Source organism: Vibrio penaeicida (genome assembly GCF_002933855.1).
Classification (GTDB): Bacteria; Pseudomonadota; Gammaproteobacteria; order Enterobacterales; family Vibrionaceae; genus Vibrio; species Vibrio penaeicida_A.
The window spans coordinates 20,939-35,456 of record NZ_BFAQ01000004.1; the positions used below are offsets into that span (position 1 = coordinate 20,939).

The following is a 14,518-nucleotide window of genomic DNA, read 5'->3' on the forward strand; positions in this document are numbered from 1 at the left end:
TAAAATGTCGACCAGTATAGAGTGCCCACTGGCGCTTAGTATTTGTCAATTCTGGGTACCTTCATGTCGAAAAAATTGTTACCAATCCCTTTGGTTCTGCTGATTCCAATAGTGCTTCTGATCGTGGTCATTATTGCCGCCGTTTACCGTTTTAGCTTAACTGATGAAGAAATCTATGTGAAACAAGGTGTCACGGTCAAAACGGAGCAAGCTGACGAAACCGATACAGTGATGCACAAGTTGTTTGCACTCAAAGATGCACAGCCATGGTTAGTGAGTGTGCCTGAAAGCTTGTCTAAAGCGCACTTAAGCCAAGTGGTTGGTGAACTTGAAAATTCGAGAGCTAAAGGTTTTTACTCGGTTGATGGGCAACGTGGTGAGGTCGTATTAAACTTTTTTAAAATTACCCCGTTGAACTATGGTGATCCATCAGAAGCGATGACATTTGTCGCGCCCTACGCCGTGACGACCCAAGGCACAGGCGTTTTCCATTATCTGGGTTTGTTCCGGTTAAAGCACAACGAAAAAGTGGTCGAGCAATTGGATTATATCTTCATTGCGGATCGCGCGAAGAACGTCGATGTCGCGACAGACGAACCCTTTGATGTCAGTGAATCCGTCGTGGTTCGTTATCTAGCTAATTCCGCTTCACAGCCACTCTCTGAAACACCGAGTGAACAGGTGGAAAAACTCATCAAAGTGAAACCGACGCGGTTTGTTAAATAAAGAAAACCTCCCAAATGGGAGGTTTTTCATTTTAGCTGCTCGAAGTTGCTGAAGTAGACGGAGGTAAGTGAGCAATCGCGTCTGTCATCTCTAAGAGTTTGCCGAGAATGCGTTCACCATCAACGCCGATGCCGTTGTGTTCGTATTCATTGGTGATCCAAGCTTTGCTGTTTGGAATGCCAGCAAGAGTTTCGCGGCTATAATCCATTTCAACGTACATGTCGTCAGCGTACACGGCGCATGCTACAGGCACGGTATTGCTCGCCAGCTTTTCCACATCATACAGGCTGCCCCAATCTTTCTTATTTGCCAGTAAATCTGCGGCTTGCTTGAGTGGCTGTAAACCTTGGAATTGGTCGAACATCCATGGATACACCATTTCACCGGTAAACAAGAAAGGTTTGCCCGTGTTGTAGTGGAATTCTGGGTATTCATCTCTCACGCGATGTGCCGACCAAGACGATGCTTCACTTTGGTTATAGATAGACTCATGCAGCACAGCGTAAATCGGGTTAGTGTGGAAAACTTGGTCTTGAAGCATGGCATTCAAAAAGCCAAAACTCAGTGTCTCTTCACCATTTACCGTGACAAATGCATTTTCCAGCAAGTAATACATCGGCGTGTTAGCGCCACCTCGGCCAAGATTAGCGCCAATTAACTGGAATTGTTCTACGGAAAATGTCTGACCATTTGGCAAGATCACATCATTGTTTAGAATGAAGTCTGCGATTTTCTGGCATTGAGCCTGCGCTGCTGGAAACTGCGCAAAGAACGCATTGTTTTTGTCTGTCACGCGTTGATATGTTGCACGATAAACGTCGTCGGCGTGACGAACGAGTGAAGGAACGCCGCCTGTGATTAGAGAACGATCTAGTTTCTCAGGAAACATAGACAGATAGGTCAGAGAGCAGAAACCACCAAAACTTTGCCCAAGAATACTCCAGCGCTCAACACCAAATTGCTCACGAATCGCTTCAGCATCACGAACGATGTTGTCGGCTCTGAAATGACTTAGGTATTGTGCTTGCTGCTCTGGGCTTTGACCTTCTAAGGTTTGAAGCGTAACGACGCTGCTATTGCCAGTGCCGCGTTGGTCTAGCAGTAAAACACGAAATTGCTGAAGTGCGCGCTTCACCCAACCTGAACTGCCATCAACCCTTGGTGAGGCAAAGCCAGGACCGCCTTGGAAATACACCAGCCACGGCAGTGATTCGCTGTCTTTATTGATGTCGACCAGTTCTCTGGCAAAAACGGAAATAGTGTCGCCATTGGGCTGTTGATAGTCCAATGGCAACTCAAAGGTGTGAGGACGAAAACGGACTTGTCCTTCAATAAATTCTGATCGCACTTTCTTCTCCTTCCATATGAAAGCAAGCAGAGAGTAGCAAAATTTATACGCGCTTGTTAGAAGCCGTTCAATCCAAGAGCGATGAATAATCCTAAATTTGCAATAAAACCAATCATATAGAAATAACTGCGTGGGCTAGGGTTACGTTCTGTTGCAATTACGTAGTACAGCACCATGTGAATCAAGCGTGCGATGGCGTAAATCCAAACGAAAACTGCCAGTGTTGTTGAAGACATACCAGCGAATATTCCCAAGATAGCTGGGAGAACAAATACAGCGACATTATCGAGCGAGTTTTGATGGGTGCGATGGCTTCGAAATACAAAGGATTCGTGGCTCAGTTGGCTGTCTACAATTCCAGGGACATAGTGTGATTGTTTGCGATGAGCAACAGAAGCTACAATGGCTTGAACTAATACAGTGAATAGAATCACCCACAAGCCCCATAGCGTGAAAGAGTACTGGGAAAAAAGTTCAGCAAACATAAAAATCCTCGATATTTTGAATTTAGGCGGTATTTTGAATTTTAGATTGTGCGCAATGTTTATTTTGAAGGCATATTAATTGTGCACAACTAAAAAGTAAATAGATTGCGCGCAATTTAAATTAGTATCCTTTCAATACTACGAATAAATAATCAATGCCGTTCACTAGGGTGGGGCTATCTTCCGAAGAATAGTACAAAAAAAGCCGCTACATGAGCGGCTAAGAGAGAAATGAATGAGGAGAGTTATTTGCAGAGTTTTTCTGACATGGTGTGCATGTAGACTTCTCTGTCTTCGTTGTTGTTTGCTACTTTGATCGCATCATTGATTTGATCGTTAGTGAAGCCATGGCGCTGTCCAACACTGAATACCATTGCTGGGCTATCGTTATAAACGTGCATGTACATTTCATCCAGCGCAGTTTCGCATTTGTTTTCCTCTGCAAATGGGATACCTGCAATGCTGTCCATTGTAGGAATAATGGAGTCTTCTGGGTTAGTTGATACACAACCAGACATTGCAGAAGCGGCAAGTAGAACGGAAAAGAACTTTTTCATGACGTAATGTCCTCAAAATGAAATGTGTTGTTCCTCTTTGTGCCGCGTTCCTTGAGCACTAGAACACCTTTAGAAAACGAAAATGCCAGCTTGTGCGAGCAATATTCATAAACGTGTGAGACCAGATCTTCTTTGTGATGAATGATGGTTTGCGCTATGCCCATTAAAGCCTGCATTTCACAGACGTTGGTACAACCCACAGTGAGGTCTCGTTGAATCAACTCTGAGCGTTGCAGATTGTCTTCTGTATTAAGCGTGCATTTCTCAGAAACGTCATTCGAAAATGTTGGTGACATAAATACCCCAAAACTTCATCACAATGCGATAAATATCACATATCTTAGTCATTGATGGCGCGCATGCTAACACGTTGAAATATTGAACAGTGTAAGCGTTTGTAAGGGGGTAAGGGCAATCCGTTTTAGGTTGGCTTAAGGTAAAGTTTGTGAACATGATACAGGCTCAGCCTCTCTTAACATAAGCTATTCAAATTCACTGGCTTAGCGGCTAAAAGGCAGAGCAGGAGAACGTAATGAATCAGGATGTGAGTAAAGTTTTTGAACATTACCCCGAAGACATTCGACAGCGACTTATGCAGGTAAGAGCTCTGCTGTATGACGTTGCAGCAGAGGAAAACTTAGGGGAGATAGAAGAAACCCTGAAATGGGGAGAGCCAAGCTATCTTTCTCGGCATGGCAGTACCGTAAGGCTAGGTTGGAAACAAAGTGCCCCAGATCTTTACTGCGTTTACTTTCATTGCCAAACCAAGTTAGTGGAAACTTTCCGAGAGCTGTATGGTGATGAGCTGACTTTTCAAGGCAATCGTGCCATTGAGTTTCGTATAGATAAACCGCTCGCAGAATGCCCCCTGAAGCATTGCTTATACCTTGCGCTTAATTACCATAAACTCAAAAACAAACCTTTGTTAGGAGCCTGAAAGCCCCATGAATAATGTTTTAATTGCTGCGGCTTTTATGAGTTTTTTTGCGGCGTTTATGCACGGTTGCATTGTACTCGGTGGACCAGAATGGTATCGATTTTTTGGTGCCGGAGAAGGCATGGCTCAAATGGCAGAACAAGGTCGATGGTATCCACATGTTGTGACGGCTGGCATCGCAACCGTATTAGCCATTTGGGGAGTGTATGCGTTGTCGGCAGCAGGACTTATCGTCCCTTTACCCTTAACGAAATGGGTCTTGGTTGGTATCACGACCGTTTATTTAGCCCGAGGCATTTTCGGCATTATTGCGATTAACATGGTTAATCACCCGTATTTCATTGAGCTACGTGAACAACAAACCTTTATGTGGGTGAGCTCGCTTATTTGCACAGTGGTTGGAGTAACGCACGCTACAGGGCTTTATCAAGTGTGGTCGAAACTTAGTTAGCTCAGATAGAAAAACAGTGAGCTGTCCTATTTTTAAGAATTGGCTTCTTTTTTAAATATTTCTTATAGATGCACTCGCCAGAGAAAAGAGGCAAGGATAAATTGGATTTGAAATACCCAAGTGACAAGGAGTGTCATATGAAATCTTTTTCCGGTGAATTCCGCATTACGGCATGGGATGAAAGCACCTATGTGCAACGTGAAGGCGGATTCAAGCAATCGCTCGCAGCGGTAACCCAAAATTATCGAGGTGGCATTGAAGGTGCCGGTGAGGTTCAATATCTCATGTGCCATCAAACTGCTGATCATGCTGTGTTTGTCGGCTATGAGATCATAACTGGAACTATTGATGGCAAAGCCGGTTGCTTGGTTGTTCAGCACAATGGGAAGTTTGAAAAAGGTGTCGCCAGTAGCCAAATGGTTGTTGTGCGCGATTCTGGCACAGGTGAGCTAAAAGGGGTAGAAGGCAATGGGCATTTTCATGCGGAAGAATCTGGAAAAGCCTTATATCAATTTACACTGAAGTTTAATTAAGCCTTTTATTCATACGGTTCACTATTGCTCATAATTTACCCCGCCTTTTTCTCCATGCTGGTTCTTTCGTAGTGCTTGGAGACACGCTTTTGACTTCTTTTTCTTGAGTTTATTACCAAAATGGTTTGATGTTAGCTATTGGACGTTCAATGAATAGCGCCTAGAATGATCTATACTTGTTCCGACGACAAAGGCGCACGACAGTAGTGATAACGCATGAGTAAAAAAGACATTCAAAAAGCATCTGAGAACCTAAAAAAAGCCGTTCCTTTGATGATCAAAAATCAAGTTCCTACTACACCGACTAACTATGCCTTGTGGTATACGTATGTTGATAACTCCTTGCCGGAACTTAATAAAGAGCTGGATCAAGTGGTGTCTGATTGTGGGCTTTGCCCGCCAGCGACTGGGGAAGCGCTGTACAGAAACTACGTAGCCAGCAAGCAAGAAACTGATGTGCAGCAGCTTCGCACAAGTTTAGAGAAGCTCATAACCGAAGTGTCGCATTCTATGAATGACACGTTGGCAAACACCAGTACTTTCCAAAAGCAGATGGACAGAAGCTTTGACAACCTTTCAAGAGTGGAAGATGAAGGTTTGTCGTTTGAAGAAGTAATGGGGTTAGTGCGTAACCTGATCACTGAATCAAAAGATATCCGTTCAACAACGCAGTTTTTGAATAGTCAGCTTAATGTGGCAAGTAAAGAAATTGGGGAGCTAAAATCTCAGCTCGCTGAATTCCAAAAAGATGCGCTTTATGATGGTTTGACCAACTTATTGAACCGCAGAGCGTTTGATAAAGATCTTTCTACTTTTTGTCGTAACAACAGTGCGTTCAGTTTAATCATACTCGATATAGACCATTTCAAATCTTTTAATGATCAGTATGGGCATGTGTTTGGCGATGCGGTGATTCGTTCAATAGCCAAGCGCTTAAGAGGGGCATGCCGAGATGGCATTGCAGCCTATCGTTACGGCGGTGAAGAATTCGCATTTATCGTTCCAGATAAAAAGCTAAGGTTGGCAATACGCTTTGCGGAATCGGTACGAACCAGCTTTGAGAAAATTAGCGTGAAAGACAAACGCAGTGGTCAGCAGGTTGGTAGCATTACATCTTCATTTGGTGTAGCTGAATTCCAAGAAGGCGAAGCGCCAGATGGCTTGATAGAACGCGCAGACACTCAGTTGTACGAAGCTAAGCGATTGGGGCGGAATCGAGTAATGCCTATCCCTAAATAGTGATTGCTACGTAGATAAAAATGAATTTTTCTAAACACTCGCCTATGTGCGAGTGTTTTTTTATGCGTTAAGTGATGACTGCACTTGATGACATCACCACAATCCATGTCAGGTGACTGAACAAAAAGGAAAAGTGATAAAAAATATGGCTTGAGTGAAATTAATCGTTGAAGTTCGTATTTTTAGCAGATAAGTTAACACTATTAAGGACTTTGTAACAAAGTGTGCTGTGCCGTTCCACAGTATAAATAAGAAAAAGACAGGAAGATGTAGTATGTACCAAACCGACGACGTTCGAATTAATAAAGTCAAAGAACTGCTTCCCCCCGTTGCAGTGTTAGAGAAGTATCCGACCACAGAAGTTGCATCTTCAACCACCTTTGAAGCGCGTACAGCGATTCACAACATTTTAGAAGATAAAGACGACAGACTTTTAGTCATCATTGGTCCGTGCTCAATTCACGATACGGAAGCGGCACTGGAATATGGTAAACGCCTAAAAACACTGCGTGATGAACTTAAAGGCAACCTAGAAATCGTAATGCGTGTTTATTTTGAAAAACCTCGTACCACGGTTGGGTGGAAAGGTTTAATCAATGACCCTTACCTTAACGACACGTTCAAGTTGAATGATGGATTGCGTATCGGTCGCAAGCTTCTGTTGGATTTAACGGACATGGGTATGCCTACTGCGAGTGAATTCCTAGATATGATCACGCCGCAATACGTGGCGGATTTAATCAGCTGGGGCGCGATTGGTGCGCGTACAACTGAATCTCAGGTTCACCGTGAGCTGTCTTCTGGCCTTTCTTGTCCGGTTGGGTTTAAAAACGGTACAGACGGCAACATTAAGATTGCATCAGACGCAATTCGAAGTGCAAGCGCATCACACCACTTTTTATCGGTGACTAAGTACGGTCATTCAGCCATTGTGGAAACGGCGGGCAACCCTGATTGCCATATCATTCTGCGTGGCGGTAAAGAGCCAAACTACAGTGCAGAACACGTTGCGAAAATAAAAGATGAGTTAGCTGCCTCGGGCTTACCTCAAAAAGTGATGATTGATTTCAGCCACGCTAACAGTTCTAAACAATATCAGCGTCAAATGAACGTAGCCGACGATGTTTGCGCTCAAGTTGCTGGTGGTGAAAAGGCAGTGTTTGGTGTCATGATTGAGTCGCACCTTGTTGAAGGTCGTCAAGATTTGGTTGATGGTAAAGCGGCAACGTATGGTCAATCGATCACAGATGCATGTATTGGTTGGGACGACACAGAAAAAGTGCTCCGCCAACTTGCTGATGCAGTAGAAGCGCGTCGTAACGCCTAACTGTAAAGCGTTCTTATACTCAAGCTCCCAAGGGCGAGTTTGCTTGATTTCCATGCAGCGTTACCGATTCTTGATTTAGAACCACTAGATCTTCCAATCGGTGTCTTACCTGAAAACCAAGCAATTCTCGCTGAACCTAGCATCTTGAGGTAGCTTGAGTATATATCGATTCGACAGAAGCCAGCATTTTGCTGGCTTTTTTTGCGAGTTTTTTTGGTGTACAGCTATATTTTATACCAATCACAGTAAGTGTTCATAAATAGCGAAGGAAAAACGCTTGAGAACAAGGCAAAAAATTTCGATAAGTAGTTATTCTACAATCAAATTTTTTAACGCAGTTATCGAGTGTTTTAACAAGCTAGAATGAGTAATTACTTACTAAGATTGGTATTATATTAGTTCTGCATTTTCAACATATTCAGTCAGTTTTATACGAGCTTCGCCGACTTCATTTGTTTTTGAAATTTAAATGGTTCAATGTCTAATTTACTAGCCACAATTTCCGTTAATATAATCAATAATTTTAGTTACTTATACATTAAATTGACTCGCTAATAAGAAGTGATTTTTTGATTGTATTTCTCAATTTATTTCACTTCAAACCACTTGTGATTAAAAAGAGCAAGGTAACTCGGCGAATGGTGAGTTTTTCTAGTTAAGCAATGAATGAGTGCGTGGGATCAAATTTTAAGACATTTAACGTATCAAAAATAAAACAGAGCTCTTTGATCGAGCTATCGATGATATCTTAGAAACTCTATATTGGTTAAAATGAAATAATGGTTTAAAAATGATTTTTTTAATTTTTATGGATTGAAAATGAAACGAATTTCAATAATTGGCGAGTGCATGATTGAGCTAAATGGAGAGCCATTTGGTGCAATGTGGCAGACATTTGGGGGCGATAGTCTTAATGCTGCGGTTTATTTGTGTCGTCAGCGAGAAAAGTACCCCAACAAAATCGATGTTACCTACCTAACGGCGTTAGGTTCTGATGCTTTAAGTCGTGGGCTAAAAAAACGCTGGCAAGAAGAAGGTATTAACACTGACTGGGTGTTAGAAGATACCAACCGAGTTCCTGGTGCTTATCTTATTCAATTGGATAGTGAAGGGGAGCGAACGTTCCTCTATTGGCGCAATGAGTCTGCAGCAAGATACCTCTTCCAACATCCAAAGTTTGATGATTTAAAGGAATCTTCAACAGGATCGAATGTTGCCTTTTTAAGTGGGATAAGTCTCGCTATTCTGCCGGATGAAGATAAACCCAAACTGTATCAATGGTTGAAGGATCTTCGTCAATCAGGAACGGAAGTTGCGTTTGACAGTAACTATCGCCCTGCACTTTGGAAAGACGAAGAGAGTGTAAAGCAAGCCTACCTCAGCATATATGGAACCACCGATATAGCATTGGTAACATTCGATGATGAGCAAGTGCTTTGGGGAGATAAAACCCCAGAAGATACATTCCGGCGCTTGAAAGCATTAGGCGCTCGCATTGCTGTGGTGCGATTAGGTGAGAAAGGCTGTTTAGCACAGGACTTTTCCGATTCGAATTGCCCTGTAGAAGTCCCGACTTCCCCGGTTGAGAACGTGGTCGATACTACATCAGCGGGGGACTCATTTAACGGTGCTTTCTTTGCAGCCTACTTAAATGGTGAGAGCCTAGCTGAATGTTGCAAGCAAGGTAATATCCTTGCAGGAAAGGTGATACAGCACAAAGGGGCAATTGTACCCAAAAGTGCCACAAACTAGTCTTTAATTACTAATTCTAGTTTTGTAGCTAAAGTTTCTAGCTTTGTATCTAAAGTTAATAGATTGAAAATTAAAAGTTTTAGGTCAAAAGACCCGAACAGATACACCCACATTTTATACCCGATGAACGGCAATATTGTCATTAGGGAAGATAACCTCAAGAAGAATTAAGGAGACACCGTGAGTACCATTAGTGAACAGTTAAAAGCGTTAAAAGTTGTACCTGTCATTGCGATTGATAAGGCTGAAGATATTATCGAGCTAGGCAAAGTTTTGGCGGAAAATGGTTTGCCAGTGGCAGAAATTACGTTTCGTTCCGACGCCGCTGTTGAAGCCATTCGCTTGTTGAAAAAATCGCAGCCAGACATGCTGATCGGAGCGGGTACTGTTTTGAATGTAGAGCAAGTAAAAGCGGCAAAAGCAGCAGGTGCCTCTTTTATTGTTTCACCTGGTCTTAACCCAAACACCGTAAAAGCGTGCCAAGAAGAAGGCATTGAAATTGTACCCGGTGTAAACAATCCAAGCGCGATTGAAGCGGCATTGGAACTGGGCTTGAAAACGTTGAAGTTTTTCCCTGCCGAAGCCTCTGGTGGCATCAACATGGTGAAATCCCTTCTTGCGCCTTATACCGATATTGAGTTGATGCCAACAGGTGGGATCAATACAAAGAACGTAAACGACTACCTTGCCATTCCTCGCGTTATTGCCTGTGGTGGAACCTGGATGGTGGACAAAAAATTGATTCAAGAAGGTAAATGGGATGAATTAGCTAAATTAACGCGAGAAGCGGTTGAGCTAGTTAATAAATAAGTAATATTCCAATTAAATAAAAGGAAGAATTTTTCTTCCTTTTATTTTTTTATTTTATAAAGGTAATAGACCTAGGCACCTTTAGGTTATTTGAGTGTAAACAGGTTATTAAATTACAAACAGGTTATTTGAGTATAAATTCCGCGCAACGATACCCAATCATCATAGCCGGCGCATTTGTATTTCCTGCGTTTATATTTGGCATAGCGGAAAGATCGCATACCCTCAAATTATTAATACCTCTAACACGGAGCTTAGCATCAAGCACAGCTAATGGGTCATCGTCTGCCCCCATTTTACAAGTCCCGCTTGGATGGTAGTTGGTTTTAACCGTTTTTTTGCAGTGTTCCATTATGGCTTCATCGGATAAATCTGAAGGTGAAGGCACGGCAACTTGTTCTATTTTGCTAGCCAGTGGCCCCTCTTGAAAAGCGCGAACAAAAAAGCGTTGCGCTGCAATCATTTCATCCATGTCTTGCTTTTCACTAAGAAGATTCGGTGAGACCAACGGTGGATCCGATGGATTAGCTGAAGCGAGCTTAACCCAGCCCCGGGATTTTGGCTTGATGACTACGGTGGTAACGGTCAGGCCATAGGTATCGATATCAACGGTGTCTAAAATATCGCGATCAAGATACACCGCAGGCACACAGAATGCTTGAATTGTGGGTGTATCTGTTGGGGTGCGAGGATTCACAAAGGCACCGGCTTCGACACCTGCGGATAAAATCGGACCCGATCCAAATAGCTTAAATTGCAGACCATTTCGATACATGCGCCAGCCTTTCCCTTGTCGAGCATACCCGTAGGGACCATTCGCAATACCCACAACAGGAACTTCTGGGTGATCAATTAAGTTTTCCCCAACACCCGGTAAATCAACAAGGCAACGAATTTCGTGCTGCTCTAAATCTTGCTTATTTCCGATACCTGAAAGCATCAAAATTTTAGGAGTAATAAGTGAACCCGCCGCTAGAATTATCTCTTTACTCGCCAGTATTTCAATCTTCTCTCCTGATTCATTGGTGTAGATAACAGATCGAGCTTTGTTATTTTCAATGACAACCTTATCCACTTTCGCATTTAACGCGACCGTTAGGTTTGGTAAGTTTTGATTGGGTTCGATGTACGCATAAGCTGAGCTGCAACGCTTTCCATCTCGGTTCATGAATTGATAAAAACCAGCACCACGTTGAGATTCGCCATTAAAGTCATGATTATAGGGCTCACCTAATGCTTGCATACTTTGAACAAACCAGCGTGACATAGGCGTAATGTAGCCAGGATCTGAAACCAAAAGCGGTCCTTCTGCCCCATGATGTTCGTCATTCAAACGGTTATTGCCTTCCATCGTTTTAAACACCGGAAGTACGTTATCCCAGTTCCAACTTGCCTTTGTTTGGTTGTTTTTTAAGATGTCATCCCATTCATTATAATCTGACGGTCTGCCTCGCATGTAAACTTGTGCATTTACCGACGAGCCACCGCCAAGCACGTTTCCTTGCGGAATATCGTGAATCCGACCGCCCAAGTGCTCTTGAGCGATTGTGTGGTGATAAGACATAAACTTACTGCCATTGATCATTTTGAATATACCCGGAGGCATATCCAAAAGAGGATGATGGTGAGAATGCCCAGCTTCAAGGATTAGCACACTCGCCGAGCTCTCTTTTGCCAATCGCGCTGCAACAACGCAGCCCGCTGCGCCGCCACCCACTACAATAAAATCATACGTAGAATCCATTCTTCGTCTCCAGCTTATCAACGCCAATTCACGTACGATGTTTGTTTGCGATAGTAGTTATCCAAACCAAACACACCGTCTTCACCACCCAACCCTGATAGTCCCCAACCTGTATGAAATCCCTGCACGAGCTCGCCGCAAGTTCGGTTTATGTAAAGTTCACCAAATTGGAAATCGACGTGTGCGTTCATGATTCTTTTGAAGTTTTGCGTGTACAAGTACGCGGAAAGTCCATACTCCGTCGCATTGGCTAGATCCAGCGCCTCTTCGTAACTCTCGACTTTCACGATAGGCAAAATAGGACCGAATATTTCTTCTTGGACCAGAACTGAATCATTTGTAACCCCTGAAACAACGGTGGGTGTCATCCAATGACCTTTCTCAAATTGAGGTGTGTCTGGGCGGCTTCCTCCTGCAAGTACCTCCGCTCCCTCTTGTTTTGCACGCATCAACTGATCAGAGACTTTATCGAGCTCTGGCTTGCTGACTTTTGGTCCGACATCTGGATTGTTGATTGGGTTATCGAGAGTCAACTTTCGAACACCTTTCAGGATTTTATCAACCACTTGATCGTAAACTTTGGCGTGCACATACATACGTTCATTACAGGTGCAGATTTGCCCACAGTTCGTGTAGCGCGCAATGAGAGCGCTTTCTACTGCGTCATCAATATTGGCGTCATCCATAACAATAAAAGGTGCTTTCCCACCCAATTCAAGGCGCAGTACTTTAATGTCTTCAGCACCCGAACGGTAAATTTCCCGACCCGCTCGAACGCTTCCTGTCATGGTGACTAAGCTGGTATTTTTGTTGGTGACTAAGGATTCACCTAGATCTCGCCCACCACCCAACACTAGGTTAGCAACGCCATCTGGAAACCCTACTTGCTCAATGAGCTTGAACAATTCTATTGTGGCCAGTGGCGTGACCTCATGCGGTTTTACCACGACAGTATTACCCGCAACCAAGGCGGGCCCCAGTTTTCTGGCGGCTAACGCCAATGGGTAATTCCAAGCGGTAAGCGCGACTACCACGCCGTGAGGAGACCGGCGAATCCAAACTTCTTCGTTTTCCATATCTGAGGGAAAAATATGCCCTTCAGTTCGTCGTGCGCTTGAGGCGGCATAGCGTAAAAAATTGGCTGAAGCCGCGACTTCCCCCATGGCTTGATTGAGCGGCTTGCCCTGCTCCAAGGTAATCACGGTGGCGAGGTGTTGTTGTTTTTCCATAACCAGATTGGCGAGAGCATCAACTAACTCGGCGCGTTGTATGGCAGGACGTTTAGCCCAACCAGACTGAGCCGTTTTGGCGCTCTGGACGGCATACGCGGCGATATCAGCACTACCAGAAGGGATAGAGGCAATGATCAGTTCATTCGCTGGGTTTTCAACATCCAACCAATCTGTCGCGCTTTGCGCTGTCCATTCGCCATTCACGAACATCTTAGGCGCAGATATAGTGTTCAAAGTATCGCTAACCGACTTCATAACCTCTCCTTGGTATGACCATATCGTAATTTTCTATTCGATAATGACGACTAAATGCCTATTTATTGACCTTTGTATTTTTTGATCCTACCAAGAAAAGACCAAAAAACAACCAAAATTATAGGTTTGGTGTCACAAAATGAAAGGTCGTTTCACGATGCAATAAGCCTGATTAAATCTGCATAGATTCATATAAATTCTATTTTATACAATGAGTTATTACATGATTCTTTGAAGGTCAATATTGTAGGAGCCTAATTTATAGTGATACTTACGAGCAAAATTGAACGGGTAAATTGACTCAAAATCCGCTCTGGGTGTAGTCTTAGGTTAGTTTGGAATAACCAAAATGGCCCCGAGGTTTAACAAGTGTTGGTTTCGAAAAGATTAGAAGAGAAGGTATTAAGCAGCGTATTTAACGAAGGGGATCGCTTACCTCCAGAAAGACAGCTTATGGAAGAATTCGGAGTATCTCGAACCGCGATACGTGAAGCCATAGCTGAACTTGCTGGAAAAGGGTTGCTCGAAACGAAGCCCCGTCACAGGCCGATTATTCGTAGGCAAAATTATGGCAATTCTATTGAATCTTTCCGAAGCACTTTGGATAACTTGTTAACCGATGATGACGGTTTAAAAAGTTTGTATGAAAGCCGCGTTTTTTTTGAGTCAGCTTTGGTCCGACATGCGGCGCTAAACGCAAAGAAGCAAGATATTGATGAAATGAGAGCAGCCTTACTGGAGAATAAGAACGCCATTGGCCAAACCGAATTATTTCATGCAACCGACATTGCGTTTCACCGCGTCTTATATGGAATTCCAGGTAATCCGCTTTACCCGATGATTCACAACACGTTTGTATCTTGGTTAACGGGTAATTGGCGTCGTCAAGAGCGTGGAGCAGACATCAACCGAGTTATGTATGCAGGGCACGAAGCGATTTTCGAAGCAATCGTCGACCGCGATCCAGATGGTGCTGAAAAAGCGCTTGAGCGACATTTACAAATTGCATGGGACTATGTTCGAAGTGTGATGCTTCACTCCGCCGACTAGCCGATCTATTCGAATAATCGTCAGGTAATAAAAAAACACGCTCCAAGGAGTGTGTTTTTTTTTGGACCAAAA

Annotated in this window: 15 protein-coding genes; 9 read left to right on the forward strand and 6 right to left on the reverse strand. The window is 43.5% G+C overall.

All coding sequences use genetic code 11. The features are described from left to right. The first annotated feature begins 63 nt into the window (after nucleotides 1-63). Nucleotides 64-726 (forward strand): hypothetical protein, encoded by a 663-nt coding sequence (locus tag VPNCDNU1_RS00385; protein WP_104398515.1) that lies wholly within the window; start codon nucleotides 64-66, stop codon nucleotides 724-726. A 31-nt stretch (nucleotides 727-757) separates the two neighbouring features. On the opposite strand, the gene VPNCDNU1_RS00390 is transcribed toward VPNCDNU1_RS00385, so the two are convergent. The 4 genes from VPNCDNU1_RS00390 to VPNCDNU1_RS00405 form a co-directional block, all read right to left on the reverse strand. Then, nucleotides 758-2,074, reverse strand: coding sequence for an alpha/beta fold hydrolase (locus tag VPNCDNU1_RS00390; protein ID WP_104398516.1), 1,317 nt, complete (start codon nucleotides 2,072-2,074; stop codon nucleotides 758-760). Nucleotides 2,075-2,130: 56 nt separating this feature from the next. Further along, nucleotides 2,131-2,559, reverse strand: a complete 429-nt coding sequence (locus VPNCDNU1_RS00395) for an MAPEG family protein (protein ID WP_104398517.1) — start codon at nucleotides 2,557-2,559, stop codon at nucleotides 2,131-2,133. A gap of 245 nt (nucleotides 2,560-2,804) precedes the next feature. Next, a complete protein-coding gene (locus VPNCDNU1_RS00400) occupies nucleotides 2,805-3,116 on the reverse strand; it encodes a hypothetical protein (protein WP_104398518.1) in 312 nt (103 codons plus the stop codon). Beyond that, the gene (locus VPNCDNU1_RS00405) at nucleotides 3,113-3,412 is read right to left on the reverse strand and encodes a hypothetical protein (RefSeq protein WP_104398519.1); all 300 of its coding nucleotides are present in this window, start codon (nucleotides 3,410-3,412) and stop codon (nucleotides 3,113-3,115) included. The genes VPNCDNU1_RS00400 and VPNCDNU1_RS00405 overlap by 4 nt, the downstream gene beginning before the upstream one ends. A gap of 236 nt (nucleotides 3,413-3,648) precedes the next feature. Here VPNCDNU1_RS00405 and VPNCDNU1_RS00410 point away from each other — a divergent pair, with 236 nt between their 5' ends. From VPNCDNU1_RS00410 to VPNCDNU1_RS00440, 7 genes are all read left to right on the forward strand, one after another. Next, on the forward strand, nucleotides 3,649-4,053 hold the full coding sequence (locus VPNCDNU1_RS00410) for a DUF1801 domain-containing protein (protein ID WP_104398520.1): 405 nt from the start codon (nucleotides 3,649-3,651) through the stop codon (nucleotides 4,051-4,053). A gap of 7 nt (nucleotides 4,054-4,060) precedes the next feature. Beyond that, nucleotides 4,061-4,504, forward strand: coding sequence for a hypothetical protein (locus tag VPNCDNU1_RS00415; RefSeq protein ID WP_104398521.1), 444 nt, complete (start codon nucleotides 4,061-4,063; stop codon nucleotides 4,502-4,504). A gap of 137 nt (nucleotides 4,505-4,641) precedes the next feature. Continuing rightward, nucleotides 4,642-5,037, forward strand: coding sequence for a DUF3224 domain-containing protein (locus VPNCDNU1_RS00420; RefSeq protein ID WP_104398522.1), 396 nt, complete (start codon nucleotides 4,642-4,644; stop codon nucleotides 5,035-5,037). A gap of 216 nt (nucleotides 5,038-5,253) precedes the next feature. Further along, entirely contained in the window at nucleotides 5,254-6,276 is a 1,023-nt protein-coding gene (locus VPNCDNU1_RS00425; RefSeq protein WP_104398523.1) for a GGDEF domain-containing protein, read from the forward strand. A gap of 274 nt (nucleotides 6,277-6,550) precedes the next feature. Then, nucleotides 6,551-7,603 (forward strand): 3-deoxy-7-phosphoheptulonate synthase AroG, encoded by a 1,053-nt coding sequence (aroG, locus tag VPNCDNU1_RS00430; RefSeq protein WP_104398524.1) that lies wholly within the window; start codon nucleotides 6,551-6,553, stop codon nucleotides 7,601-7,603. A gap of 819 nt (nucleotides 7,604-8,422) precedes the next feature. Beyond that, nucleotides 8,423-9,355: a sugar kinase gene (locus VPNCDNU1_RS00435; protein ID WP_104398525.1), complete on the forward strand. Its 933-nt coding sequence runs from the start codon at nucleotides 8,423-8,425 to the stop codon at nucleotides 9,353-9,355. Between the two features lie 180 nt (nucleotides 9,356-9,535). Further along, a complete protein-coding gene (locus VPNCDNU1_RS00440; protein WP_104398526.1) occupies nucleotides 9,536-10,165 on the forward strand; it encodes a bifunctional 4-hydroxy-2-oxoglutarate aldolase/2-dehydro-3-deoxy-phosphogluconate aldolase in 630 nt (209 codons plus the stop codon). Nucleotides 10,166-10,289: 124 nt separating this feature from the next. Here the strand turns inward: VPNCDNU1_RS00440 and VPNCDNU1_RS00445 are convergent, their stop codons facing one another. Together VPNCDNU1_RS00445 and VPNCDNU1_RS00450 are read right to left on the reverse strand one after the other, a co-directional pair. Then, nucleotides 10,290-11,909, reverse strand: a complete 1,620-nt coding sequence (locus tag VPNCDNU1_RS00445) for a GMC family oxidoreductase (RefSeq protein ID WP_104398527.1) — start codon at nucleotides 11,907-11,909, stop codon at nucleotides 10,290-10,292. Between the two features lie 17 nt (nucleotides 11,910-11,926). Next, nucleotides 11,927-13,396, reverse strand: coding sequence for an aldehyde dehydrogenase family protein (locus VPNCDNU1_RS00450; protein ID WP_104398528.1), 1,470 nt, complete (start codon nucleotides 13,394-13,396; stop codon nucleotides 11,927-11,929). Nucleotides 13,397-13,765: 369 nt separating this feature from the next. Here VPNCDNU1_RS00450 and VPNCDNU1_RS00455 point away from each other — a divergent pair, with 369 nt between their 5' ends. Continuing rightward, a complete protein-coding gene (locus tag VPNCDNU1_RS00455; protein ID WP_104398529.1) occupies nucleotides 13,766-14,446 on the forward strand; it encodes an FCD domain-containing protein in 681 nt (226 codons plus the stop codon). Nucleotides 14,447-14,518: the final 72 nt, after the last annotated feature.

Coding starts and splice junctions, on each gene's coding strand:
- VPNCDNU1_RS00385 (WP_104398515.1), top strand. CDS start 64: ATGTCGAAAAAATTGTTACCAATCCCTTTGGTTCTGCTGATTCCAATA.
- VPNCDNU1_RS00395 (WP_104398517.1), bottom strand. CDS start 2,559: ATGTTTGCTGAACTTTTTTCCCAGTACTCTTTCACGCTATGGGGCTTG.
- VPNCDNU1_RS00400 (WP_104398518.1), bottom strand. CDS start 3,116: ATGAAAAAGTTCTTTTCCGTTCTACTTGCCGCTTCTGCAATGTCTGGT.
- VPNCDNU1_RS00405 (WP_104398519.1), bottom strand. CDS start 3,412: ATGTCACCAACATTTTCGAATGACGTTTCTGAGAAATGCACGCTTAAT.
- VPNCDNU1_RS00410 (WP_104398520.1), top strand. CDS start 3,649: ATGAATCAGGATGTGAGTAAAGTTTTTGAACATTACCCCGAAGACATT.
- VPNCDNU1_RS00415 (WP_104398521.1), top strand. CDS start 4,061: ATGAATAATGTTTTAATTGCTGCGGCTTTTATGAGTTTTTTTGCGGCG.
- VPNCDNU1_RS00420 (WP_104398522.1), top strand. CDS start 4,642: ATGAAATCTTTTTCCGGTGAATTCCGCATTACGGCATGGGATGAAAGC.
- VPNCDNU1_RS00425 (WP_104398523.1), top strand. CDS start 5,254: ATGAGTAAAAAAGACATTCAAAAAGCATCTGAGAACCTAAAAAAAGCC.
- aroG (WP_104398524.1), top strand. CDS start 6,551: ATGTACCAAACCGACGACGTTCGAATTAATAAAGTCAAAGAACTGCTT.
- VPNCDNU1_RS00435 (WP_104398525.1), top strand. CDS start 8,423: ATGAAACGAATTTCAATAATTGGCGAGTGCATGATTGAGCTAAATGGA.
- VPNCDNU1_RS00445 (WP_104398527.1), bottom strand. CDS start 11,909: ATGGATTCTACGTATGATTTTATTGTAGTGGGTGGCGGCGCAGCGGGC.
- VPNCDNU1_RS00450 (WP_104398528.1), bottom strand. CDS start 13,396: ATGAAGTCGGTTAGCGATACTTTGAACACTATATCTGCGCCTAAGATG.